The sequence below is a fragment of the Photorhabdus akhurstii genome, assembly GCF_018448925.1.
GTDB classification, from domain to species: domain Bacteria; phylum Pseudomonadota; class Gammaproteobacteria; order Enterobacterales; family Enterobacteriaceae; genus Photorhabdus; species Photorhabdus akhurstii.
Window position 1 is genome coordinate 20,093 of sequence record NZ_RCWE01000036.1, and the last position, 24,571, is coordinate 44,663.

A 24,571-nucleotide genomic window follows, 5' to 3' on the forward strand; every position below is an offset into this window, starting at 1 on the left:
ACTGATTGACGCGGTACTCGATTATCAATAATTGCTGCTTTGTTCTTGATTCTGATGCCCCAGAGTGGTTAGCAAACTGCCCAACAAGCTGGAAGCCCCAAACCGGAAATGACGGGCATCAGCCCATTTGCCACCCATAATATGATCAGCTAATGCCAGATATTGTGCAGCCTCTTCCGCGGTACGCACGCCACCAGCCGGTTTGAAACCAACTATTTCACCCACTCCCATCTCATGAATCACCTTCATCATGATTTCAGCGCTTGCCAGAGTGGCGTTAACCGGCACTTTACCCGTAGACGTTTTGATAAAATCAGCACCCGCGTTGATTGAAATTTCAGACGCCTTACGGATCAGGGATGCTTCTTTCAGCTCACCGGTTTCAATAATAACTTTTAGCAACACCCCCGCTTCTGCGCAGGCGGCTTTACACGCTTTTACCATGTCAAAACCGACTTGTTCATTACCGGCCATCAATGCACGGTATGGAAAAACCACATCGACTTCATCAGCGCCATAAGCGATAGCCGCTTGGGTTTCGGCTAAAGCGATATCAATATCGTCATTGCCGTGTGGGAAGTTTGTCACTGTTGCAATGCGGATTTCAGGTGTGCCCTGTTCACGTAATACCTTACGCGCCACAGGAATAAAACGAGGGTAGATACAGATAGCTGCGGTATTACCCGCCGGGCTTTTCGCCTGATGACAAAGCGCCGTCACTTTTTCATCGGTATCATTATCATTGAGTGTCGTTAAATCCATCAAACTCAGCGCACGCTGCGCTGCTGCGGTTAAATCGGTCATAAAACTCTCCAACGTTATTATCGCGGCCAGCTTCTGCTAGAACCACACATTCTGTTAAACGATTGTTTGTTGGCGAGCGGACTTGTTCCCTAAAGATGTCGCGATAGTATGCCTACCACGACGATTGAATTCCTTTTCACCGCACTATGCTCTCTTCGGCTTATGGTCCTTAATGCGAGCCTCGCCTTGATCCTTGAAATTTGGCATATCTTATATTTGAACATTTCAACGTTCAAAAAATTGTGCTAACAATCACACTAACTACATGTAATTTGCAAGATAATAATTTCAAATGTGATTTTTATCACATAAAACTATATTTATCATGGGATTTACCAGCAAATCCAACTTACTTATCGTCAAATAATACACGACAAAAAATATAACTCACGAATTAAGAATAAACCGGTAGGAAAATAGATTGCAGGCGGGATTATCCCACCTGCCTATTTCAACAACGTTATAGAGCCAGGAAAAAGCCTGCGATAGTTGCACTCATTAAGTTGGATAATGTGCCCGCTATAATGGCTTTCATTCCCAAACGAGCAACATCTCCGCGGCGGCTCGGCGCCATACCGCCCAAACCACCTAGCAGGATAGCAACGGAAGAAAGGTTAGCGAAGCCACACAATGCGAAGGAAATAATTGCTTTGGTGTGATCTGACAGCACCTGCAAACCAGCGGCCGCAACCACATCATCCGGTTTCAAATATTCACCGAAGTTCATAAAGGCAACAAATTCGTTCACAACCAGTTTTTGACCGATGAAAGAACCCGCAACGGTTGCTTCATTCCACGGAACACCAATCAGGTAAGCAATCGGCGCACAAACCCAACCCAACATCAGTTCAAGAGAAAGTTGTGGATATTTAAACAAACCACCGATACCACCGAGAATACCATTTAACAATGCAATCAAGGCCACAAACGCCAACAACATTGCACCGACGTTCAATGCCAATTGCATACCAGAAGCGGCGCCAGAGGCGGCGGCATCGATGATGTTAGCAGGACGTTCCTCTTCCGAAACCAAAGACATTGCATCAACGGTATCAGATGTTTTTTCAGTTTCAGGCACCATCAATTTAGCGAACAACAGGCCGCCTGGCGCCGCCATAAAGGAAGCCGCAATCAGATATTCCAAAGGAACACCCATTGATGCATAACCCGCCAGTACCGAACCCGCAACGGATGCCAGACCACCACACATTACCGCAAACAGTTCAGATTGAGTCATGGTAGCAATATAAGGGCGAACAACCAGCGGCGCCTCAGTTTGGCCCACGAAAATATTGGCTGTCGCAGACAAAGATTCTGTACGTGAAGTGCCGAGAATTTTTTGCAGACCACCACCCAATATTTTGATAACTAGCTGCATAACGCCAATGTAGTACAACACAGCGATCAATGAAGAGAAGAAAACAATAATAGGCAGTACACGCAGGGCGAAAACAAATCCCCCGCCACCAAACAGTTCAAACATTTTGGGGGAAACTAATCCACCAAAAATAAAATCCATTCCTTTCTGACCATACTGGATAACACTGGAAACTCCCTCAGACATACCCATTAATATTTTCTTACCTGCGGGAACATAAAGTACGAAAGCACCGATAGCGACCTGAATCAAAAAGGCCCCAAGGACAGTACGAAGTTTAATGGCACGATAATTACTGGAAAAGAGTACTGCGATCAAGATCAGCACTGCCATCCCGACCAGGCTCATAAGGAGTTGCATTGGAAGAATCCCTGTTCACTTAATAATAAATTAAATATGCCAGTTGAATGTAAATCATTCACTGACGATGAGTCGGCGCTGATTATACTCAGTCATCGGAATGAACAAGCTATTGACATCACAAATATCTACTGAAAAAAGCAATAAAAAAATGATAAATGTGATACGAATCACATAAATTACAAAAATAATCTGCAATAGATAATCTAATCTCGGAATGGCAAAATAATCGACAATTAAGGAATAATTATCAGGTAAGCGCAATTAAAGTGTAGCGGTTATAATCCTCAGACAACAACTCTGACATAATATTCACATCCATAGATAAGCAAACGAAGCAATGTTCCAAAGATAACTCTAAGGAAATAAGCCCATATTTAAATTACGAGTGATTCCTCTATGGAGATAACAATTTATTTTTTTGAATAACAATCAAACGGTTGTATAATAAAAATTAATTCAATATCTTTAGGTAAGTGAAAATAATGAAAGCCAATATACTAGAAGAGCGCTTAAGAGCATTTCTAAAATATCGACTCGCAAACTCTAATGATAATGCTCATGATATTGGGCATCTGATCCGTGTCGCAAATAATGCGAAAAGGATTATGGAGAAAGAAGGAGGTGAGCCTTTAATCATTATTGCCTCAAGTTACTTACATGACATCGTGTCATTACCAAAGAATCATCCAGAGAAAAAACAGTCCTCAAAGCTTGCAGCACAGGAAGCCGCCAGAATTCTGTCTACTGAATTTCCAGAGTTCCCAAAAGAACTTTATGATGCGGTAAAACATGCCATTCTAACCCACAGCTATAGCGCAGCCTTAACTCCAGAAACAATAGAAGCGAAGATACTCCAAGATGCAGACCGATTAGATGCGCTAGGAGCCATCGGACTCGCCAGAGTATTTTATGTAGCAGGTATGCTCGGCCACGGGCTTTTTCATCATGATGATCCCTTTGCGCTTAATCGCCCCTTGGATGATAAATCCTATGCAATCGATCACTTTCAGACCAAGCTATTGAAGCTCCCGGAAAAGATGAACACCACCGAAGGCAAGAAGATCGCACAATCGAACGCCCAATATTTGGTTGATTTTTTGAGCAAACTCTCAAGCGAAATTAAAGGCGACTTGATTTAATGGATTAATTTTTTAATCAATATTTCTATCGCCCTTGTGGGAATAAGTTATCTGCCATGAAATCGACAAAAGCTTTGACTTTGGGGAGTACCCAGCGGTTAGATGGCCATAGGACACGGAAAGTACTCGAAGTATCAGACCATTTATCCAACACGGCCAACAATGTACCGTTGGCTAATGCTTGTTTAACGGTAAAATCAGGCAAACAGGCGATGCCGTGACCTTGAAGTGTCATGTAAAGTAGTGTTTCGACATGATTGCAGGTCATCTTTGCTTGAAGATGTATATCTACCCCGGATGCTCCTAAGCATAGCGGCCATTTTTCCAAAAGATTGGTTGTTGGAAACCGGTGCATCAAGCATGCATGATGGAGTAAATCTTTAGGTTGTGATGGCTTACCATATTGTGCAAAGTAACTGGGAGCGCCAACGTATAAAAAACGGCTAGATCCGATACGTTTGTTCATCAGTCGTGAATCATTGAGTTCTCCTGTTCGCACCACGGCATCAAACCCTTCATCAATGACATCCACAAGTCGATCACTAAAGTCCAAATCCAATTCTATTTGTGGATAACGCATAGTAAAGGCTGACAATACGGGCAGCATCAAGCTGCTGACTAGCGGCAGACTCACCCGCAAGCGGCCTTGAGGCGCAGAGATAGAACTCAATAATTCGTTTTCCGCCGAGGTGATTTCGTCCAAGATGCGTTTGCAACGTTCAAGGAATAGAGTGCCTTCTGTCGTTAAACTGACGCTACGAGTGCTGCGTTGGAGCAAGCGTACACCTAACTTCTCTTCTAACCGGGAGATGCTTTTACTGATGGACGAAGGGGATAGCCCAAGTTGATTGGCTACGGCAGTGAAGCTACGAGCTTCGGCTACACGAATGAAAATCATGAATCTACTCAAACTATTCATCTGGGTTTCCTGGGCTTTTTTACATCACGATTAATGACAAAATAGTCACTTCAGAAATGATTATAAGCCTATTTATCTGCCATTAGTGAATCTGTAGTATGAAATAAAATACATCTTGCTCTAGCTGCTATACAGCGACAAGCCATACGTACTCAGGGCAGAAAATCGAAATGGTGATGAAATCTCAAATAAATATTGGATCAAGCGCAAATAAAGCGCCGCTGGTCTTGACTGCCTGTCTTACCGCCGCTGTGATTCCTTTGAGCATTGCAGGACCTGCCGTCGTGGTGCCTTCGATCAACAAAGCCCTTGGTGGAAGCGCGGTGGAACTCAGTTGGGTAATTAATGCTTACATTCTTACTTACGGCAGTGCAACAATGGCTGCGGGTAGCTTAGCCGATACTCATGGGCGCAAGAAACTCTGGCTATTCGGTTTATTTCTCTTTGCTGTTGTTACTGCGGCGATACCTTATATGCCATCCGTTTTTTGGGTTGATATTTTACGGCTCATACAGGGGTTGGGAGCGGCGGCAGCCTTTGCCGGTTCAATGGCAGCGTTGACTCAGGAATTTGATGGTCATCAACGTACACGCATTTTCAGCCTGATTGGCACAACATTTGGGGCAGGAGCAGCTTTTGGTCCTTTTTTGGCCGGGCTACTTATTGATTCGTTAGGATGGCCTTGGGTTTTTTGGCTACCGGCTTTAGTGGCATTAGTTGCCAGTATATTAGTGAGTCTTTATGCACGAGAAACGCGCGATCCCAACGCAGAAGGGCTAGATTGGCCCGGCGCAATAACATTTACCTCATCTTTAGCGGCCTTCACTTATGGGATCATTCTGGCTCCTGAAAAAGGATGGGGAGACAGTACGGTACTTGCGACACTGATCTGTTCCATTATTATTTTCATCATATTTATTATTATTGAACGACAACGTTCAAGGCCCATGTTAGATCTCTCGTTATTTGCCAATGCGCGCTTTGTCGGTGTGCAACTTCTCGCCATCGCGCCAGCCTATGCTTATGTTGTGTTGCTCGTTATATTGCCGGCACGTTTTATTGGTGTCGAAGGGTACAGCGCATTCGAAGCGGGCCAAATGATGATTACCTTGTCCGCGCCGTTGCTAATAGTCCCCTTTATTGCCGGTCAATTAGCTCGCTGGATTAATGTCGGCATCATTTCAGGTATGGGACTTATCATCGCTGCTGGTGGCTTATTCTGGCTAGGTTATGGGATCTCTGGCGATACAACGGCTGAAAGATTATGGCCAATGTTGATTATCGGCATCGGAATTGGCCTGCCTTGGGGATTGATGGACGGTTTGGCGGTGAGTGTCGTACCTAAAGAACGAGCGGGTATGGCGACTGGGATTTTCAATGCTGTCCGTTTAGCCGGAGATGGTATCGCCTTAGCGGTGGTAGGGGCTATTCTCTCTGCTCGTATATCTTCGGGTTTAAGTACATTAAGCAATATTCCGGCTGATATTTTATCTGAAATATCTACACGTCTTGCAATGAGCGATTTAAGTAATGCTGTCGCTATTTCCCCTTCATTAGATAAGTCATTGCTCCATAAGGTATACGAAGAAGCATTTCGATATCAATTCATTGCACTTGCAGTAGCGGCGGCAATTACCGCAATGTTAGTGTTTATTTTATTGGGTAAAGTAAAATCCCACGGTGAAAGTAAATAGAAAAAACAATTGATATTAATAATAAAATCACTAAATGTTAATTATTCTGTAATTTGAGAAACTTTATTTTATCATCAGGAGAAATGCCGACACTATCTATTACCCTTGCAAACAGAATTAAGTTTTCCTACACACTTTCCCACATTGGAAAAATAACAAACAACACATTCAGGAGAATATAATTACACACCTTTATGACATTATTAAATAAAAATTTAAAGTTTGGGTGTTTATCGATATGAAAAAAACCGAAGATATGATAACAATTTATTACTATTTATTAAAAAAATTACCAATTGAAGAAATTATCTTATATTTTACGGGGGATTTTTAATATGAGCAAAAATATCGTTAGCGTACCAAAGGAGGCAGTGAGTATCGCGTCTGGAAATTTTGAAACGCCTGAAATGATTGCCAAAAGAGCGTCTATAAGATTAAGCAGCCCAGGCAAAGAGTATAATTCTAAGCGTGAAGATTTAAATGGACCAGTCATTTGGTTTGATACTGCAAAACTATCAGCCCAGAGGCCAGACGATACTATTTTCATCAGGGTGATAAATTCTCTTTATAGTGGTATAGTTTTATATCCAAATAATATTTCAACTTTCATTAATGCAATACCCAAAAGAATGCAAATAGTTCTGAAAGTGAAAACCCATGAAGAGCTTAATAAATTTAAAGAGAGCGAACATTTCGCTTTATTTAAACCTTCTGATACCAACTCAAATAAATGTATTTGCTCCAATGACATAGCCACTTTGAAGAAACTTAAAGCAGAGTCTATTGCGACTTGCTATGAAAGTTATGTTGATGATCAAGATAGTCTGCTTAAAACAATCAATGAAGGAATGGAATTCAATTTTCTTTGGATTCTTTTTCGTGATCCAACTAATATTCCTCTTGAGCTGGTCATTGCATCATTACAGTCTACCGGGACTATTTTATTAAAAGAAATTAGCGATCCTGATGATGTCGATGATGCAATAGTCTCTTATGGTGTGATGGAATATGGTGCTGAAGGTGTTATTTTCTCACCCAATAAACATGATGTTATGAGCGACTTTATCGATCGTTTATCATATAACAAAAAAGAATCACTGCAACTACAAGTCGGAATTATTACAGAAAGTCGTCCTGTCGGTATGGGATATCGAGCTTGTATCGATACATCCACATTATTCAGCGAGAACGAAGGCATGCTGGTAGGCAGTACCTCCCAAGGCGCCCTGTTGTGCTGCCCGGAAGTATTCTTTCTGCCTTATATGGAACTGAGACCATTCCGTATTAATGCCGGAGCGATACACTCCTATGTATATAACTTTAATAACCGAACCGATTATATGAGCGAGTTAAAAGCCGGCTCATCGGTAATGGCAGTCAATTCAAAGGGGGAAGTACGGCATATAACGGTTGGTCGCGTAAAAATAGAGCAACGCCCTCTTCGATTAATTGAAGCAGAGTTTCCAGGGAAAAAACGGGTGAATGTTTTGATGCAAGATGATTGGCATGTGAGAATTTTCTCTAGCGAAGCAAAACCTTTAAACATCTCTGAACTTAAACCTGGAGATAAGGTGCTTGGTTATATTACAGAGCCGGGTCGTCATGTTGGCATTAAAATTAACGAATCTATTATTGAAAAGTAGGTGATGATTATGGGATACATCGGAAGAAAATTACGAGAAAGCAGACTGTTATTTCCCAAATCAAGCCGAGGATTAATAGTGCCGATTGATCATGGGTTAACTATGGGGCCTATCTCTGGTTTACAAAGTGTTTATGCGGTTGAATCGTGGATCAATAGCAACTATGTAAGCGCTGTTCTGGCCCATAAAGGGATATTGGAAAAGCTCATTCTGCGTGGAATGTTACGCCCTTCAACAGGTATTATTCTCCATATGAGCGGCATGCCAACAATATCAGAATCACCGGACACGAAAATATTAGTGGCGAGTATAGAAGCCGCTCTCCAGCTTGGTGTGGATGCTGTTTCTATACAGGTAAATTTCACTGAAACAAATTTCGAACATAATTTATCTATATTGGGTTCTGTCACAGATATCGCGCATGAAGCCGGGCTGCCTGTACTCACAATGCTATATGATAAAGTTGTTTCCGAATCGTCAGAAATAAAGATGGAAAGGCTTCACCATCTGATAAGAATTGTCACCGAACTGGGATCTGATGCAATAAAAATAGGCTTCCCTGATTCGGAGTCCGCTATTGCAGAAATCGTTGACCTTCATGGTTCTGATATTAAAATTTTCTTCGCCGGGGGAGAAAAAACATCTGACGAAATACTGATTAATAATACCAAAGCCGCTATTTCGTCCGGAGCTTGCGGGTTATGTGTTGGCAGAAATATTTTTCAAAATCTCAACCCACAATCCCTGCTTCACCATTTATATGAATGTATAAATTCAGAGTCAATATCTTTGGCTTAAAAAAAGCCTATATATCATAGATTTCATGCAGTTGAATATGACTAAAAGGGTCTATCATGGAACTCGCTATCAATACTCAAAACGAACCTAAAAAAGAAACAAGTTATTCTTTATCACCATTATGGGAAGACATTTTTTCTAAAGAACTATTGGAAGAAATTAATACCAATGTATTTTTAGTGACTTGCCGCTCCGGGAAAGCCAGCCAGAATTTACTCAGAAAATTCATGATCCAGCACCAGTACTATTCACAATATTTCACCCGATATCTGTGCTCGCTGATGGGAAACTTAGTTGATCAAAATGATTTTACGCTCCTTTCTCATAATTTGCTGGAAGAGCTAACAGGAACCGATGCTGCAAAGATATCTCACGTAGAGTTATATAAAAAGGCGATGGCGGCGATTAATGCGGTTCCTAAAAGTTATCCAATTCTTAAAAGTACTCAGCAATTGATTAATATTATGTTTGAGCACTGCCGAAGTGATAATTCTTTAAGGGGACTCGCTGCTCTGTGCTTAGGCGCTGAGGCAATCGTACCTTTAATTTATGGTCCAGTTTTAGATGCATTACGAGCAATGAAAGCGCCTGATGACGCATTGCATTTCTTCAAAATCCATGTTGAGGAGGATGAAGAGCATGCCATAGTAATGAGGAAAATTATTGATCGCATGATTGCAGGAAATCCTCACGGCAAGGCAGAAGTTATGGCTTTTGGTGAAGCAGTAATACATTCTCGGATGGCGATGCTAAATGAGATATATCAAAGTAGCGTCGGGGTAAATTCGAACGTAACGACCCTTTTATCTGAACGTGATTTAGTCTGTTTGCGTAATGATAACATGTTAGGTAGCGGTAATTTTCTTGACCGCTGTTTATCGCTAAGTAGTACCCCGACTGTGGATTTTATTTTTACAGATAAACCTATAACCATTGCCAGTCAACGTAATATCCAACAATTCAGCCTGAATACCTTGGTAAGTATTAGACGTGAGCTTGCGGGTTGGTATTTGGCTAATGGGATTAAAACCGGGGATGTCGTTGCTGTTTGTGTGCAAGATGGAATTGGTCCATTTCTGCATTACATTGCAATCACGAGTATCGGCGCTACAATCGCGTTAATTAATCCGGCGATGCCGTCAGATATTGGCATCTCTTATATCAAAGAGAACGGTTTTAATAAACTCGTCACCGATGAATCTTTTCTTAATCATAATTCACTGATAAAGAGTTTACGGAATGCCGGTGATATATGTGAAATTCTCAATGTTTCAAATTTCAATACCGAGGTGGAATATAATTTGCCTTCTTGGTGGCCGTATATTCCCGTGGATACAACATTACTGATGTTGAGCCATACTTCTGGTACGACAGGCGTTCCTAAAGCGGTAAAATTTGAACATCGTCAATTTTTTATGGGAAAACGCGCAAGACTTGGGCGTTTTGTCGAATCACCAGATGAGCGTTTGCTGACCGTTTTGCCGCAGTCGCACTCCTCTGCTATCAGCCATCTTGAAACGGCTATATTGCATGGTCTCCCAACTTATGTCCTCAGTAGCCAGGAAGGGGAATCGGTAAGAAAAGCGATAAAAGATTTTTCGCCTACGACGGTTGTTGCATTTCCCAAAAGCTACGTTTCTTTGCTGGAACGCGAGGTATCGTATGCTGAATTCCCATCAATACGGCGCTGGTTTAGCATGGGGGATGCCGCCCATCAGAGTCACATTAGCCGTTTACTGGCGGGTTCGCCGGGTGCGCGTTTTATCGATGCGTTTGGCAGTTCGGAGCTTGGTATGGCTTTGTTTCAAAGTGTATCCACGGCTGATCGAATTGCACCGTCTCGTTCAATTGGGCGTCCTGTTGATATCGTTACGGCCAAAATAGTGGACATGGCTTCCGGTGATGAAATGCCGCAGGGAAGTGTCGGAGCGCTCGCGGTGTGTTCACCAACAATTACTTCTGGCTATTGGAAACAGAACCAAAAAACCGCTGATACATGGCGAAATGGATATTTCTTGACCGGAGATATCGGATATTGCAAAGGCAATGTTTTTTATCAAATTGATCGTGTGGTTGATGTTGTTCATACCCCTGACGGCTCGCTGTATACCCTTCAACTGGAAGAGACGATACAGACAATCGAAAGTGTATATGATGCAACAATTATAGGATTAAATTTACCTTATGCTGAAAATGGAAAAATAACATTACTTGCCTTGATTCTATTGAGTAAGAAATTAACTGAGGATGTCGATATTGTTGCAGAAAAAATTCTTCAACTCATGCAGGAAAAGAATGGAATAGAGAACTCTATTGGAGAATATATTGTTATTGTTGTTAATAGTTTCGATCAGATTCCCCTTGGCGTAACCGGTAAAGTTTTGAAACGCAGATTAAGGGATCTTCTGCCCAATATTCTTGAGAAATATAAAACAAGTAGAGAAATTCCAAAAGGAATTCTAGCAATCACTCGCTATATACCCACTAATTAACATTAATAATAAAGAAGGTAAATTACAGTGAATGAAGATCTTTATGAAAAACCGGTTATCGCCGCTATAAAACAAAAACTGACTCTTGCTGAATCCTCCGGTATTTCTGAGTTTGAATGTATGGGAAGGCTATTTAATATTCATAAAAATGTGTTTCCACCCACTCATTTTCAGTCCACCGGTATTTTTACCCGGCATATTCCTTATGTGCGAAATAGCTCTTTTTTAGAATTAGGCTGTGGTGCGGGAGTAACCGCTATTACAGCAGCGCTAGAAGGATGTTATCCCGTTGTTGCTTCTGATATTAGTGAGGAAGCAGTGAAAAACACCTTATTTAATGTGACCCGGCATCGGGTAAATAATTTAATTTCTGTCAGGCATGGAGATTTATTTGACATATTAAAAGACGGTGAAAGTTTTGATATTATTTTCTGGAACTCTAATTTTTTGTTTGTTCCTGAAAATTACACTTTTAAAGAAGAAATTTATCACGCATTTTACGATCCGGGATATATAACTCATAAACGTTTCCTTCAGGATGCAAGAAAATATCTTAATCCTCAGGGAAAGATACTCATCGGGTTTAGCAGCCAGGGCAATGAAGCCGCATTTAGTGAGTTACTCTCGGAGCATGGCTACAACTATGTTGTTTTATATGAGGAAAAAGGAAAAGGTGAAAATGCCCAGATATATAAAATCTTCCAGCTAACATCTTTAATCTAAACAGTTTATTACCACGGGTCATGGTTAAGGAGGGTTAATTTTGACTTTAGAAAATGAATCACCAGTAGCCATCGTCGGCGGCGGACCCGTTGGCTTAATGCTGGCTTTATTTCTGGATTTATACGGTATTCGTTCCGTTATTTTTAATTTAGATGAGGAAACTCGATGGCGCCCTAAGGGTAATACCCATAATGCTCGCACGATGGAACATTATCGTCGCTTAGGGATATCTCAGTCTATTCGGGCATTAGGATTGCCAAAAGAGTTTCCTCTGGATATATCATATTTTACCCGGCTTAATCGATGGGAACTCGCCCGTATCAATATGCCGTCGGGAATGCAGAAAATATCCAGACTCAAACATGCTATTTCGACCGATCCGGTTCCAGAACCATTGATGCGAGTCAATCAAATGTATGTCGAAAAGTTTTTACTACAGCATGCCCGTAGTCGTCCAAATATCACCATGAGATATGGCTGGCGCGTTAAAGATTTTATTCAGTTTAAAGATCAAGTAAAACTTTATGCGGAGTGTATTAAGGGAAAACATTCCGATGAAATCTGGCACACCAGTTATATGATTGGCTGTGATGGTGGGCAAAGTTTTGTTCGTTCCAAGCTTGGTATCGCCTATGAAGGAACGGTTGAAGCCAAAATAGGTTTTCTGACTGGCGGCATGATATCCAGCTATATCCGTATCCCTGAGCTTCACCAAGGGATATTAAAAGGCAAAGAATCTTGGATGTATAATATTATCTCCCCCATGTTGAGAATGTTATTTATCAGTCTGGATGGCAAAGATGATTTTTTACTGATGACTCAGAGTGAACATGGAAAGGCTATCAATGAGTCGGAATTAATTCGCATAGCTCAGGCAGGAATAGGCTCAGATATTGAAGTATCCGTTCTGAGTAATTCGGTATGGAAAGGTGGCGTTGCCCTTGTCGCTGAAAGATTTTCTGACGGCAAAATATATTTGGCGGGCGACTCCGCTCATCTATTTTCTCCTACCGGCGGTTTTGGCATGAATACTGGAATCGATGATACGAGTAATTTAGCCTGGAAAATTGCTGCGTCTCTCAAAGGTTGGTCAGGTAATGCGTTAATGGATTCTTATGAAAGCGAGCGCCGTCCAATTGCGCTGAGAAATACCGCTGCCGCACGTTTTTTAACGCAGCGGGTTTCATCATTATCCATACCGGCAAATCTAGAAAATGCAGATTCCGCTGGGAATTTGGCCCGTAAAAAAATGGGGATTGAGCTGAATACATTCCGCAGTCAATTTTCTTCTATCGGTGTTGAACTTGGCGCCCGATATGACCATTCTCCTCATATTATTAATAGCGCGCCAATACCGGATGATGACTTTATTCATTATCAGCCAAGTCATGTGCCAGGAGGCCGATTGCCGCACCTGTGGCTCACACCTGTTCCTGGAACAAGAATATCGCTATTCGATATTTTAGGCACTGGCTTTAGCTTACTTCGGGTAGGGACTTATTTTCCAGCGATATCCGAACTATTAGATCAGGCATATCAACGTAAAATTCCGATCAAAATTATTGATCTTTCCGGTAATGATGCCTGGCAATTATATCAAGCAAGGCTCCTTTTGGTACGTCCTGACCAATATATCGCCTGGAAAGGTGATAAGGTGCCGAACAATATAGGTTCAATACTGGATAAGATTATAGGTAAGTAAGAGATGATTTTCCGGGGATATGGGTATTAACATGAATTAAATACGGAACACAATATTATGATTGAGACAGATGTTCTTATCGTAGGTAGCGGTCCTTCTGGCTCCGCAGCAGCTTTATTTTTGAGTACTTATGGGATTAATACAATGGTCATCACTAAACATCGGTGGTTGGCTAATACACCTCGTGCGCATATAACAAATCAGAGAACAATAGAAATATTATCGGAGTTTGGCGTTGGTGATGAATTAATGGCGAGTTCGGTACTAAATGAGGTGATGGGCAATAGTATATTCTGCGAGACGTTAGCAGGAAACGAAATTGCCAGAATAAAATCATGGGGAGCGCATCCAGAACGTTTGAGTGACTATAAAATAGCAAGCCCATTTAGTATCTGTGATATACCGCAAACTTACCTTGAGCCGATATTGATTGGCCGTGCTATTAAAAATGGAGCACACGTTAAATTTTCATCAGAATATATACAAGCCACACAAGATAAACAGGGGATTACGGTAACGGCTTTTGATCGTTTAGAAAAGCGGGAGTATCAAATACGGGCTAAATATCTTATTGGAGCTGACGGCGCCAGAAGTAAAGTTTGTTCCGATGCACAATTACCGATGAAAGGCGAATTGAACCTCGCTGGCTGTATAAATATTTTCTTTGACGCTGATCTATCTGCTTTAGTTTCTCATCGGCCCGGAGCATTATTTCTCATTTTCAATAACGAGGCTATTTCTGGTGGCATTGGCTTGGGTGCGTTAAGGATGGTGCGTCCGTGGAAAGAGTGGTTAGGGGTATGGAATTACGACATCGCTAAACCACCGCCCATAATTACAAAGAACGATGCGGTCAATATTCTTAAAAAACTTATCGGTAATTATGATGTGGATATAGATATTAAGTCAATATCGACCTGGACGGTAAATAGTATGTATGCGGAGGAATATGCTAATCAGCGAATATTTTGTGTTGGCGATGCTGTTCACCGGCATCCACCGAATAATGGATTAGGATCGAATACCTCTATTCAAGATTCTTATAATTTATGTTGGAAACTTGCCTATGTTCTCAAACACTATGCAGGACAGGAATTGTTAGAAACTTATAGTCAAGAGAGAGTTCCAGTAGGAAAAGCGGTCGTTGCCCGAGCAATGCAGAGTATAAGTGAAAGCCAAGAACTGAGTCTTTCATTGGGGTTGGATAAACCTACCATTTCTACCGCAGAATTTCTTTCCACTGATGATGATATTGGTATAGCGAGAAGGAATAGATTTTATAAAGCATTAAGGTTAAAGAACTATGAGCTTAATGGACACGGAGCTGAGCTAAACCATTGCTATAGATCGGCAGCTATTTTGAGAGAAAAAGTTTCTAACGAAGAAGAAAAAAGTGACGATCTATTTTTCATGTATCACTCTACATTTACACCTGGGGCACGAATTCCACATGTTTGGTTAAGCCAAAAGGGAAAAATTATATCCTCAATTAATTTGGTTGGTCATGGGAAATTTTCATTGTTCACCGGAATAGCGGGGAAGAAATGGATTTCAGCAGTAGAAAAATATAACCAAGAGCATGCTTGCCAAATAAATGCATATATTATTGGCCCTGGCGAGGAAATTGACGATATTTATGGTGATTTTTATGGTCGCTGTCATTTTGATGAAAACTCCTGTGTTCTTGTCAGACCTGATGGACATATCGCATGGTATTGCCGGGATAATAGAGAGCATGATAAACGCTTGGCGGAAAATATGACTAAGTTACTTTTAAAATAAAGTGATTTTAACGTTATTTCAAAATAGTAAAAAAAATAAAAATTTTGGGATAAGAGATGATATCAGAGGTAATTATGGTGAAAAAGAGTTATTTCTCCTCTGGAGACTTTAATAAAGTTCCCGGTGAATTAGTTGAAGATAAACCAACGCAATTAATTCATGAAAATGTATTGAATTCCGACGTTAGCCAAGATTTGAATTTCTCAAATGAAAGACGTCATAAAGTGGCGATGGTTAATTTGCCCAGTAAAGTTTTGAGTATGACATTAGGAGGATTACAACCTGGAGAATCCACACGTAAACACCGACATAGCTATGAAACGATAATCTATATCGTGAATGGCGAGGGATATTCATTAATTGGCGAACAACGTATTTCATGGAAAGCCGGTGACGCAATATATGTGCCTGTATGGGCATGGCATCAACATACAAATAGCAGTGTCACTGACGAGGCTCTCTATATTGCATGTGAAAATGCCCCCATGTTGCAAAACTTGGGTCTTGCAGTTCGTGAAGAACTTTGAATTTAGCCGGATATACATTAAGAGCCTATTACAGTAGGCGTTTTCTAAGAGGAATAAAACAATCATGTTTAGATTATCAGGGAAATATACATTAATTACCGGAGGAACAACCGGTATTGGTTTCGAAACGGCAAAAAAATTTCATGCTGAAGGAGCTTACGTTGCAATTACTGGAAACAATCCAGAGACATTAGATTTTGCCCAGAGATTCTTTGGTAAGGATGTTTGGGTTATACCCAGTGACGCCGGGTCTTTGGCATCACAAGTAATCTTAAGGGATACAATTAGAGAGCGTTGGCCGCAGATTGATGCTCTGTTCCTGAATGCCGGAATTGTGACGAGTCATAAATTAGAAGAAGAAAGTGAAGAGGGTTTTGATCGCCTGATGTCGATTAATTTAAAAGGGCCGTTTTTCCTCTTACAATCTATGCTCCCTCTTCTTGCCAGACCATCTTCTGTCATTTTGTCCGGTTCAGTCAGTGGTCATATTGGTAAAAGTGGCACAAGTGCAACTTATTCAGCAAGTAAGGGGGCTTTATTAGCTATGGGACGTGCCTTGGCTGCGGAATTTGTCGATCGTCAGATTCGGGTTAATAGTATTAGCCCCGGACCAATCATGACTCCGGCATTCGACAAACTAGGGATAAACAATACTCAACGTGTATATCAGGAAGTGAGCGCTATGATTCCAACTGGACATCTAGGAACCCCGGCTGATGTCGCAGATGTAGCCGTATTCCTCGCTTCAGATGAATCTAAGTTTTTGTTGGGAACTGACATTATCATCGATGGAGGTATGGTTAATATTTAGGTAAAAGCAGATTTTACGAATAACTGTATCGTTGATTTGTGCAATACCAAGATAAAATTCCTTAAGATGACTTAGAAAATGAACGGCGCCTCAAATGTTGGGAACTAAATCTCACGGTTGGGGCACCGTTTTTTTAATCTCTCAATCATATAACAAATCCAAATAATTCAACACTGTTATGATAAAGTTGGTTAGCAATTTCATCAGGAGATTCGCGACGAAGCTCACATAACGAAGCAAAAACTCCGGCAACTCTTTCCGGTCGGTTAGGTTCTCCCTGAAAGCCGAAAAGTGGCATATCCGGGGCATCGGTTTCCAACACAAGAGACGTTAACGGGAGTTCAGCCATCACACGACGTGTTTTCTGCGCTCTTTCATAAGTAATGGTTCCCCCTACCCCAATGTAATATCCCAAACGGATAAAAGTTTCTGCCTGCGATAAGCTACCAGCAAATCCATGTACTACACCGGTACGGGGAAGGTTGATTCTTCTTAGGATCGCTGCCATTTGATCATGGCTTTTTCGGGAATGAAGGATAACCGGTAATTCATACTGTTTTGCTAACCGCAATTGAGCGCATAACAACGCTTTCTGCTTTTCAAATTGGGATTCAGCCATATAGAGATCGAGCCCAATCTCCCCAACCGCCACCAACTTTTCGTGTTTCTGTTTCAGAAAGTGTTCCAGATCCGCAAGATGCGCTTCCTGATGTTGATCGATATAAAGGGGATGCAAACCCAATGCGGCATAAATCGCTGGATAAGAATGAGCCAGTTCAGATACCCGTTGCAAATTGTCCCTACTAATAGCAGGGACAACAATTTTATCCACACCAACCTGTGCCGCCAGTCGCAGGCTTCGCTGCTCATCACCACAAAATGGAGGGAAGTCAAAATGGCAGTGGGTATCAATAAACATCAAACTATCCGTTATCAATCTGTTCTGACAATACAGCTAAGTCAGTCGGCAACGCCAACGGGCTATTTTCTTCGTTCTGGCACAAAATATTATCGCTTAAGCGGTCGTTGTTATCCTTAGCAAGGCTAAACTTATTACCAATAAATAAGTGACCAACTGTCTCCAGGAAATAGCGCCCACAACGACGTCCAAGGTGATAATCCCTATTCAGCGCCGGCAAACGGCTACCTAATGCGCTGGTCGTTAAGGATGCTGGCGGATAGATCTCAAAAATCTGTACATCATCAGGTGGATTTTCAATAAATTTCTGGGTGCGGTAGTAGCTTGTCGCATGTTGTTGTAGCATCCGTACCATCTTTTGCAGACCACTGTCTCCCAACCAACGTTCCATTCGTTGCACCCAATCAGGCGTGTAATAGAGCTGTGAAGGGACTGTGCGGATCACCACTATAGTGTCAGCACCTCGCCGATACGCCTCTTCTACCGGAATCGCGTCACTGATGCCGCCATCATAATAAACAACACCATTGATCGTCACACCATTACGATAAAACCCAGGAATGGCGCTTGATGCCTTAATCACTTCCAGCCAGTTGTGCTCATCAGGCTGGAAATAGGTAGGTTCAAAATTATCCGCACGACATGCACACGTATAAAATTCACATCCGGCCTCCAATCTGCGCAAAGCTGTCGGGATATCCAATGGCAGGTCCTGAAAAGCGGTCTGCACAAACCAATCTAAATCAACTAAATGACCACCACGTACAAAACGCAAAGGGTTAAAGAAGGCTGGATTAGTTGTATAACGACTGATGGCTCGCCGGGCATATCCACGCTGTCCGCAAATATAAGCTGAAAGGTTCTGAGCGCCTGCCGAAGTGCCAAGCAGGAGATCAAACGGGTTAAACTCAACGCGCATAAATTCATCCAGCACACCCGCAGTAAAAATGCCGCGTTGCCCTCCACCTTCACAAACCAGTGCAACCTTTCCAGTTTTAATATGTGACTTATATTTATAGGATAATAGATCGATATTCCCCAAAGTTATCGGTATACGTTTCCCCACACAGCCCCCAAGAAAATAAATGACGGATAGAGAGCATAACTTGGGAAGTTATTATCCGTCATTATATTATGGTGCTACATAGTCAATATTTTGATAAAAGTCCCCTGGTGAGGGCGCATATCCGGTTACTACAAATCCAGTTACTACAAAGAAAAATCATTTGAATGGAAAACAACCACTCAATTAATAAAATATATTATTTTTTTATGGTCAAACCGTTTTGAATAGATTTGACCCCTTCCACTTGAGAGATAATCTCTATAATTTTTCTAGATTGTTCCTCACTGTTCACGAAACCAGAAATATAAACGACCCTCTTCTCTGTTTTGATAGAGATATCACTACTGTTGATACCTTTTGCCGCCAACAGCTCACTTTTAATCTTTGCTGTGGTAGCACTATCACCCATATAACCATCAATGCTTTTCATTGAGCTATCGATTTTCTGACCAGCACTGTCGAGTGCTTGTGTCGCTTTATTTTTAAAAGACTCTTCCGCCAATACACTACTGCTAATCAAGGTGGTCCCCAAGGCAATAGCCATCAACAAGTGAGCCAATTTAACATTCTTCATCCTATACCTTCCTTAATTGCCGGTTAGATTTCTGAATCTATAAAGCCATTCAAACCGTCTTTACACTAATGCTTCTTTACACAAAGAGTCGCAATCCACATTAGAATTAAAAACAGGTTATCGCTCCCAATAGCTGAGAGGCTAAATCGGGAAATAAGCACATCAACACAGTAAAGACCGAGGAAATAGTAACAGGAAAATAAAGCAAAGCGCTATAAAATAAGACCGATCTTACCCGACTAAATTATAAATTATTCTTGTGTTACATATATTTTTGTAAAGAAAAAGGCTAACTTATTGTTAGCCTTAAAAATATTAATGTTCCCGCGTCTTACGGAAATTGACGTCAGGATAACGTTCACCCGTCAGATTTAGGTTAACCATCGTTGGGGCAATATAGGTCAGGTTGTCACCGCCATCAAGCGCCAGATTTTGCTCATTCTTACGCTTAAACTCTTCCAGCTTCTTAGCGTCATGACACTCAACCCAACGCGCCGTTGAGACGTTTACCGGTTCATATAAAGCTTCAACGTTGTATTCGCTTTTTAAACGGGCCACAACGACATCAAACTGGAGAATACCAACGGCTCCCACAATCAAATCGTTATTTGTCAGTGGACGGAATACCTGTACAGCGCCTTCCTCAGATAATTGAACCAATCCTTTCAAGAGCTGTTTCTGTTTCAGAGGATCACGCAAGCGAATACGACGGAACAATTCTGGAGCAAAGTTAGGAATACCGGTAAATTTCAGATCTTCCCCTTGCGTAAAGGTATCACCAATCTGAATTGTCCCGTGGTTATGCAGACCGATAATATCTCCCGGGTAGGCATGATCCACATGAGAACGATCACCCGCCATAAATGTCAGCGCATCAGAAATCACCACATCTTTCTTAATTCTTACCTGATGCAGTTTCATGCCTTTTTCATATTTACCCGACACGACACGCAAGAAAGCCACGCGGTCACGGTGTTTAGGGTCCATATTGGCCTGGATCTTAAAGATAAACCCGGTAAATTTATCTTCCTGAGCGGAGACTGCGCGGACATCTGTCCGACGCGGCATCGGCGCAGGCGCCCATTTCACCAAACCATCCAGCATGTGGTTAACGCCGAAGTTACCCAGCGCAGTACCGAAAAATACTGGTGTCAGTTCACCTTGCAAAAATGCCTCATGATCAAACTCATGGGAAGCCCCCTGCACCAGTTCCAGTTCCTGACGCAGTTGTTCAGCCAGATCTTCACCAATAGCGGCATCCAGTTCAGGATTATTCAGCCCCTTAATTGCGCGGACTTCCTGAATCGTGTGCCCCTTTCCGGTCTGATACAGGTAAGTTTCATCAAGATAGAGGTGATAAACCCCTTTAAAAGACTTACCGCATCCAATCGGCCAGGTAATCGGAGAACAAGCGATATTCAACTCATTTTCCACTTCATCCATCAGTTCCATTGGATCACGGATATCGCGGTCAAGCTTGTTCATGAATGTTAGAATCGGGGTATCGCGCAGACGGGTCACTTCCATCAATTTACGTGTCCGATCCTCAACCCCTTTAGCGGCATCAATGACCATTAAGCAACAGTCAACCGCCGTTAATGTACGATAAGTATCTTCGGAGAAATCTTCATGCCCTGGCGTATCCAACAAGTTAACCAGACAATCTTGATAAGGAAACTGCATCACAGAAGTGGTAATGGAAATACCACGCTGTTTCTCCATTTCCATCCAGTCAGATTTCGCATGCTGGTTTGAGCCACGACCTTTCACTGTACCGGCTTTCTGAATCGCCTGTCCAAACAGCAACACTTTTTCAGTAATCGTCGTTTTCCCTGCGTCAGGGTGAGAAATGATAGCAAAAGTTCGCCGTTTAGCGACTTCCTGCTGAAAAGGGGAATTTGACATCAATAACAATCTTCTGCTTTATATACGGGCTTGTATTCAACATCAGACGCTTCCCCGCAAGGAAAACAGTTGCCAAACCCGTGGGTGAATGAAAAATTGGCGCTCATTTTCGCTGAAATTGGTGTTATAAACAATCAATCAATTTTATAGCACTTATCAGGCAAACAGCGGCAACGCCATGATGATGGCATCTTCTTTACCTGTCGCGGTAGGATAGTAACGCTTACGCACAGAGACTTGGTTAAACCCTGATTGTTCATACAATCCAATAGCGGAATGATTCGATTGCCTGACTTCAAGCCATAAGGTATTCACCCCTTTACCCGGCAGAATTGATATTAAATACGCTAATAATCCTTTACCATAACCCTTACCTTGGTAGTCAGGATGAATAGCGATATTAAACAGGGTTGCTTCATCCAATATCACTTGGGTTATCGCAAAGCCAATAAGTTGTTCATTAATCGCTATTTTATAATTCAAATACCGCTCACCCTGATTACTGAAAAATGTTTTCTCACTCCACGGGAACGCGTGACTGGCTTTCTCAACCAGAAAAGCGGACGGGAGATCAGCGGGAGTTAATAGAGAAATGTTGTTCATGTTGAGAAATCTGTTGCCAGAGAGAACGTTTTGCCTGTCCATCACAATATAAATCATTTAATGCCGGGCTTCTCAAAGAAATGCCCGGCCATGATAGTGTAATATCCACACCTAACAACCAATATGGGCACTTAACCTGTTCCGCTAACATTGCAACATTATTTGCTGTAATGCAGTAAACAGAAGATTTATCCAACCCCATAGCGGTGAAAATATCTATTAATAATGAATTAGTTAAATCAATGTGGTCATTGGTAATAATCAGCAGACGGGTGGTATCAGGTAAGTGAACAGCTAATTCACCTTGTAAAACCGTCGGGTTACGTAAGGTCCATTGGGTAATTCCCAGTTGAGCTAATAACCTATCGCGCCGGGTTACCATATCTATCCACCTGCTGTAAAAAATAATCGGTAACATGTTATCAGAGGCCACGATCTGCGCCAATATTGGGTGTTAAATTTATTATTTCCTGATATTTGGACACAGAACATAAAGGAGCTTATAGACAAATGTCTGCGTTAACCCCCGCCAGTGAAGTTATTTTGCGTCACAGTGAGCAACTTAGCTCTCATCACCTGCTCTTCGCCGGTGATATTCAGGACACACTGGCAACCCAAATTGATGCTGCCAGTGTGCGAGTGCACACTAACCAATATCATCACTGGCAATCACTGATCCGCACTCTAGGTGATCATGCCTGGTTTGGACTGGTAGCCGAAAAAGCATTTACCCAGGGTTGTGACACCCTAATCTACTACTGGCCTAAAAGTAAGCAGGAAGCTCGCTTTCAATTACGCAGCCTGTTCTCTATTTTGCCAAAAGGTATCAATATTTTTATTGTCGGAGAGAACCGTAGCGGAGTACGTAGTGTAGACAAACTGATGGAAGGTATGGCAACGTTTCGAAAAATCGACAGCGCCCGTCGTTGCAGCCTGTTCTACGGCCAGTTAGAACATGAAGTACAGTTCGAACAGGATAACTGGTGGAACAGTTATCAGGTGGAAAATGTCATAGTGAATACGTTGCCGGGTGTATTTAGCCAGGATGAGCTGGATGTTGGCAGCCGCTTATTGCTTTCTACCTTTGACAAACCTCTCTCTGGCAATTTACTGGATATCGCCTGTGGTGCGGGTGTTCTGGCAGCCGTATTGGGTAAGAAAAATCCTGAGTTAGCACTTACTCTCAGTGATGTTAATGCAGCAGCCATTGCCTCCAGTAAAGCGACCTTAAAAGCTAATAAACTGGAAGGCCACGTTGTTGTCAGTAACGTTTATTCCAATATTGAAGGTAAATTCGACTGGATTATCTCTAATCCTCCTTTCCATGATGGATTAAAAACCAGTTTACTGGCAGCCGATGATCTGATCCGCCAAGCTCCCAACCACCTAAAACCCGGAGGAAAATTGCGGATTGTCGCCAATGCCTTCCTGCCTTATCCCGATTTACTGGATAAAACTTTCGGCAGTCATGAAGTCATTGCCCAGACCGGGAAATTCAAGGTTTATCAGGCAACAAAAAAATTCTAATTGACTTAACCTGTCCTTGATTCAAGGGCAGGTTATTTTTGATAACAACATAATAGAAGGGTGACGATTTTTACGGCAACCATGCAACGCTTATAAATAATGATTGACGCCGACTACAAAACCTCTAAAATGCGCCTCCATGCTATCAATCAACAGATTGATAGTGTCTGAATTTGCGAGGGTGGCGGAATTGGTAGACGCGCTAGCTTCAGGTGTTAGTGTCCTTACGGACGTGGGGGTTCAAGTCCCCCCCTTCGCACCAAATCAGACAACCGCTGATTAAATTTGGCATAAAAAAATAAAATGACAGTACCTGCGAGGGTGGCGGAATTGGTAGACGCGCTAGCTTCAGGTGTTAGTGTCCTTACGGACGTGAGGGTTCAAGTCCCTCCTTTCGCACCAATCTGTTCATTTTCTTTATTTCTATAATCGCGCTTCTCATCCATTCTTTCTTCAATAAAACGTCAAAAACAGCCAAATCGGTGCATTCCAGCCAATAAAGCACACAACACAGCAAACCCTGATGGTATCAACAAAAAATGGCGTGACTTCTGGTTTAACAACATAAATAGCGTCAGCAACATCGCTAATACCATTCCAATTTTGAACTGCTCAATTCCAGGATTGACGATGACGAATAGCATGCCAGCCAGGCTAGATAAACCGATTCCCCACAAGCTGGTGATACCCTGCCAGAAAAGCGATCTCTCTCTGTCTTTCATTCTGACCATAACTCGCACTCAGTTAAATGATAATGATTACCAATATCATATACAAAAAAGTGTGAAGTACAAGCCAGTTGCAGTTGCTAATCTGGCAGATCAAATCAATATCCTGTGACACCAGTTCAAACTATTCCGATTCAACATACTACAGAGTTGAAAAATCGTGGTTCGAAAATATTACAAAGCACTAACTCAAGCACTTAATAGGAGAGCGTAAAAAAGTGTGGGGCATTTATGTAGCAAAGCAGCTAAAGAAGCCACTTTAACGTATAAGTATTCATGGGCCGATAATGGGTAATAGTCCGGTTGAGTTGCCCACTTTACCGCTAAATAACTCAAGTGCCCCAGACTTTTTTATGCTCTATATGAACGCATCCCGTTTGCAAGACAAAAATTACTCTGGCATCGACGGTAGGTTGCAGCTCTATATCCGGCCTTATTGCAGCCAGAGCTGCGGGCCTCGATGTAATCCGCTGA

21 protein-coding genes and 2 tRNA genes are annotated in these 24,571 nt (G+C 42.0%); 13 read left to right on the top strand and 10 right to left on the bottom strand.

What is annotated here, in order from left to right:
* Positions 1 to 24 precede the first annotated feature (24 nt).
* A complete protein-coding gene (gene deoC, locus EAE93_RS22035) occupies positions 25 to 804 on the bottom strand; it encodes a deoxyribose-phosphate aldolase (protein WP_214040588.1) in 780 nt (259 codons plus the stop codon).
* Between the two features lie 460 nt (positions 805 to 1,264).
* The gene (locus tag EAE93_RS22040; RefSeq protein WP_181147750.1) at positions 1,265 to 2,530 is read right to left on the bottom strand and encodes a NupC/NupG family nucleoside CNT transporter; all 1,266 of its coding nucleotides are present in this window, start codon (positions 2,528 to 2,530) and stop codon (positions 1,265 to 1,267) included.
* Positions 2,531 to 3,027: 497 nt separating this feature from the next.
* Here EAE93_RS22040 and EAE93_RS22045 point away from each other — a divergent pair, with 497 nt between their 5' ends.
* Positions 3,028 to 3,684 carry a phosphohydrolase gene (locus EAE93_RS22045; protein WP_036811765.1) on the top strand — a complete coding sequence of 219 codons (657 nt, stop codon included), beginning with the start codon at positions 3,028 to 3,030 and terminating at the stop codon, positions 3,682 to 3,684.
* A 25-nt stretch (positions 3,685 to 3,709) separates the two neighbouring features.
* Here EAE93_RS22045 and EAE93_RS22050 read toward each other — a convergent pair whose 3' ends face one another.
* On the bottom strand, positions 3,710 to 4,603 hold the full coding sequence (locus EAE93_RS22050) for a LysR family transcriptional regulator (protein ID WP_036811763.1): 894 nt from the start codon (positions 4,601 to 4,603) through the stop codon (positions 3,710 to 3,712).
* 176 nt (positions 4,604 to 4,779) lie between these two features.
* Between EAE93_RS22050 and EAE93_RS22055 the strand changes: the two genes are divergently transcribed.
* The 9 genes from EAE93_RS22055 to EAE93_RS22095 all read left to right on the top strand — a co-directional run bounded on the left by EAE93_RS22055 (position 4,780) and on the right by EAE93_RS22095 (position 16,775).
* Entirely contained in the window at positions 4,780 to 6,297 is a 1,518-nt protein-coding gene (locus tag EAE93_RS22055; protein ID WP_044467079.1) for an MFS transporter, read from the top strand.
* Between the two features lie 335 nt (positions 6,298 to 6,632).
* Complete coding sequence (locus EAE93_RS22060) at positions 6,633 to 7,940, top strand: 3-dehydroquinate synthase II domain-containing protein (RefSeq protein WP_110085985.1); 1,308 nt, start codon at positions 6,633 to 6,635, stop codon at positions 7,938 to 7,940.
* A gap of 9 nt (positions 7,941 to 7,949) precedes the next feature.
* Positions 7,950 to 8,738, top strand: coding sequence for a class I fructose-bisphosphate aldolase (locus EAE93_RS22065; protein ID WP_036811759.1), 789 nt, complete (start codon positions 7,950 to 7,952; stop codon positions 8,736 to 8,738).
* A gap of 56 nt (positions 8,739 to 8,794) precedes the next feature.
* The gene (locus EAE93_RS22070; protein WP_214040589.1) at positions 8,795 to 11,230 is read left to right on the top strand and encodes an AMP-binding protein; all 2,436 of its coding nucleotides are present in this window, start codon (positions 8,795 to 8,797) and stop codon (positions 11,228 to 11,230) included.
* 27 nt (positions 11,231 to 11,257) lie between these two features.
* A complete protein-coding gene (locus EAE93_RS22075; RefSeq protein ID WP_052105823.1) occupies positions 11,258 to 11,953 on the top strand; it encodes a methyltransferase in 696 nt (231 codons plus the stop codon).
* A 40-nt stretch (positions 11,954 to 11,993) separates the two neighbouring features.
* The gene (locus EAE93_RS22080; protein WP_040150430.1) at positions 11,994 to 13,655 is read left to right on the top strand and encodes an FAD-dependent oxidoreductase; all 1,662 of its coding nucleotides are present in this window, start codon (positions 11,994 to 11,996) and stop codon (positions 13,653 to 13,655) included.
* A 57-nt stretch (positions 13,656 to 13,712) separates the two neighbouring features.
* A complete protein-coding gene (locus EAE93_RS22085) occupies positions 13,713 to 15,437 on the top strand; it encodes an FAD-dependent oxidoreductase (RefSeq protein ID WP_040150428.1) in 1,725 nt (574 codons plus the stop codon).
* Positions 15,438 to 15,511: 74 nt separating this feature from the next.
* Entirely contained in the window at positions 15,512 to 15,964 is a 453-nt protein-coding gene (locus EAE93_RS22090; RefSeq protein WP_082301062.1) for a cupin domain-containing protein, read from the top strand.
* 64 nt (positions 15,965 to 16,028) lie between these two features.
* The gene (locus EAE93_RS22095; RefSeq protein WP_036811751.1) at positions 16,029 to 16,775 is read left to right on the top strand and encodes an SDR family oxidoreductase; all 747 of its coding nucleotides are present in this window, start codon (positions 16,029 to 16,031) and stop codon (positions 16,773 to 16,775) included.
* A gap of 145 nt (positions 16,776 to 16,920) precedes the next feature.
* Here the strand turns inward: EAE93_RS22095 and EAE93_RS22100 are convergent, their stop codons facing one another.
* The 6 genes from EAE93_RS22100 to EAE93_RS22125 all read right to left on the bottom strand — a co-directional run bounded on the left by EAE93_RS22100 (position 16,921) and on the right by EAE93_RS22125 (position 22,224).
* A complete protein-coding gene (locus tag EAE93_RS22100) occupies positions 16,921 to 17,694 on the bottom strand; it encodes a TatD family hydrolase (protein ID WP_214040590.1) in 774 nt (257 codons plus the stop codon).
* 4 nt (positions 17,695 to 17,698) lie between these two features.
* On the bottom strand, positions 17,699 to 18,760 hold the full coding sequence (locus EAE93_RS22105; protein ID WP_214040591.1) for a patatin-like phospholipase family protein: 1,062 nt from the start codon (positions 18,758 to 18,760) through the stop codon (positions 17,699 to 17,701).
* Between the two features lie 196 nt (positions 18,761 to 18,956).
* On the bottom strand, positions 18,957 to 19,334 hold the full coding sequence (locus EAE93_RS22110; protein WP_036811743.1) for a BON domain-containing protein: 378 nt from the start codon (positions 19,332 to 19,334) through the stop codon (positions 18,957 to 18,959).
* Positions 19,335 to 19,649: 315 nt separating this feature from the next.
* Positions 19,650 to 21,239, bottom strand: a complete 1,590-nt coding sequence (gene prfC, locus EAE93_RS22115) for a peptide chain release factor 3 (RefSeq protein WP_105397578.1) — start codon at positions 21,237 to 21,239, stop codon at positions 19,650 to 19,652.
* A gap of 156 nt (positions 21,240 to 21,395) precedes the next feature.
* Positions 21,396 to 21,842, bottom strand: a complete 447-nt coding sequence (gene rimI / locus EAE93_RS22120) for a ribosomal protein S18-alanine N-acetyltransferase (protein WP_036811738.1) — start codon at positions 21,840 to 21,842, stop codon at positions 21,396 to 21,398.
* Positions 21,811 to 22,224 (bottom strand): DNA polymerase III subunit psi, encoded by a 414-nt coding sequence (locus tag EAE93_RS22125; protein WP_105397577.1) that lies wholly within the window; start codon positions 22,222 to 22,224, stop codon positions 21,811 to 21,813. The genes rimI and EAE93_RS22125 overlap by 32 nt, the downstream gene beginning before the upstream one ends.
* A gap of 128 nt (positions 22,225 to 22,352) precedes the next feature.
* On the opposite strand from EAE93_RS22125, the gene rsmC reads away from it, so the two are divergent.
* The 3 genes from rsmC (at position 22,353) to EAE93_RS22140 (ending at position 23,771) form a co-directional block, all read left to right on the top strand.
* Positions 22,353 to 23,369, top strand: a complete 1,017-nt coding sequence (gene rsmC, locus EAE93_RS22130) for a 16S rRNA (guanine(1207)-N(2))-methyltransferase RsmC (protein ID WP_036811732.1) — start codon at positions 22,353 to 22,355, stop codon at positions 23,367 to 23,369.
* A 175-nt stretch (positions 23,370 to 23,544) separates the two neighbouring features.
* A tRNA-Leu gene (locus EAE93_RS22135) sits at positions 23,545 to 23,631 on the top strand.
* Positions 23,632 to 23,684: 53 nt separating this feature from the next.
* Positions 23,685 to 23,771 (top strand) — tRNA-Leu (locus EAE93_RS22140).
* A gap of 62 nt (positions 23,772 to 23,833) precedes the next feature.
* Here EAE93_RS22140 and EAE93_RS22145 read toward each other — a convergent pair.
* Entirely contained in the window at positions 23,834 to 24,091 is a 258-nt protein-coding gene (locus EAE93_RS22145) for a DUF1435 family protein (RefSeq protein ID WP_250151149.1), read from the bottom strand.
* Positions 24,092 to 24,571 lie beyond the last annotated feature (480 nt).

Excerpts from the sequence above, each read along its gene's own strand:
- EAE93_RS22095 (WP_036811751.1), top strand. The coding sequence starts at position 16,029 with ATGTTTAGATTATCAGGGAAATATACATTAATTACCGGAGGAACAACC.
- EAE93_RS22045 (WP_036811765.1), top strand. The coding sequence starts at position 3,028 with ATGAAAGCCAATATACTAGAAGAGCGCTTAAGAGCATTTCTAAAATAT.
- deoC (WP_214040588.1), bottom strand. The coding sequence starts at position 804 with ATGACCGATTTAACCGCAGCAGCGCAGCGTGCGCTGAGTTTGATGGAT.
- EAE93_RS22125 (WP_105397577.1), bottom strand. The coding sequence starts at position 22,224 with ATGGTAACCCGGCGCGATAGGTTATTAGCTCAACTGGGAATTACCCAA.
- EAE93_RS22090 (WP_082301062.1), top strand. The coding sequence starts at position 15,512 with ATGGTGAAAAAGAGTTATTTCTCCTCTGGAGACTTTAATAAAGTTCCC.
- rimI (WP_036811738.1), bottom strand. The coding sequence starts at position 21,842 with ATGAACAACATTTCTCTATTAACTCCCGCTGATCTCCCGTCCGCTTTT.
- EAE93_RS22145 (WP_250151149.1), bottom strand. The coding sequence starts at position 24,091 with ATGAAAGACAGAGAGAGATCGCTTTTCTGGCAGGGTATCACCAGCTTG.
- rsmC (WP_036811732.1), top strand. The coding sequence starts at position 22,353 with ATGTCTGCGTTAACCCCCGCCAGTGAAGTTATTTTGCGTCACAGTGAG.
- EAE93_RS22060 (WP_110085985.1), top strand. The coding sequence starts at position 6,633 with ATGAGCAAAAATATCGTTAGCGTACCAAAGGAGGCAGTGAGTATCGCG.
- EAE93_RS22100 (WP_214040590.1), bottom strand. The coding sequence starts at position 17,694 with ATGTTTATTGATACCCACTGCCATTTTGACTTCCCTCCATTTTGTGGT.
- EAE93_RS22055 (WP_044467079.1), top strand. The coding sequence starts at position 4,780 with ATGAAATCTCAAATAAATATTGGATCAAGCGCAAATAAAGCGCCGCTG.
- EAE93_RS22065 (WP_036811759.1), top strand. The coding sequence starts at position 7,950 with ATGGGATACATCGGAAGAAAATTACGAGAAAGCAGACTGTTATTTCCC.
- prfC (WP_105397578.1), bottom strand. The coding sequence starts at position 21,239 with ATGTCAAATTCCCCTTTTCAGCAGGAAGTCGCTAAACGGCGAACTTTT.
- EAE93_RS22050 (WP_036811763.1), bottom strand. The coding sequence starts at position 4,603 with ATGAATAGTTTGAGTAGATTCATGATTTTCATTCGTGTAGCCGAAGCT.
- EAE93_RS22070 (WP_214040589.1), top strand. The coding sequence starts at position 8,795 with ATGGAACTCGCTATCAATACTCAAAACGAACCTAAAAAAGAAACAAGT.
- EAE93_RS22110 (WP_036811743.1), bottom strand. The coding sequence starts at position 19,334 with ATGAAGAATGTTAAATTGGCTCACTTGTTGATGGCTATTGCCTTGGGG.
- EAE93_RS22040 (WP_181147750.1), bottom strand. The coding sequence starts at position 2,530 with ATGAGCCTGGTCGGGATGGCAGTGCTGATCTTGATCGCAGTACTCTTT.
- EAE93_RS22085 (WP_040150428.1), top strand. The coding sequence starts at position 13,713 with ATGATTGAGACAGATGTTCTTATCGTAGGTAGCGGTCCTTCTGGCTCC.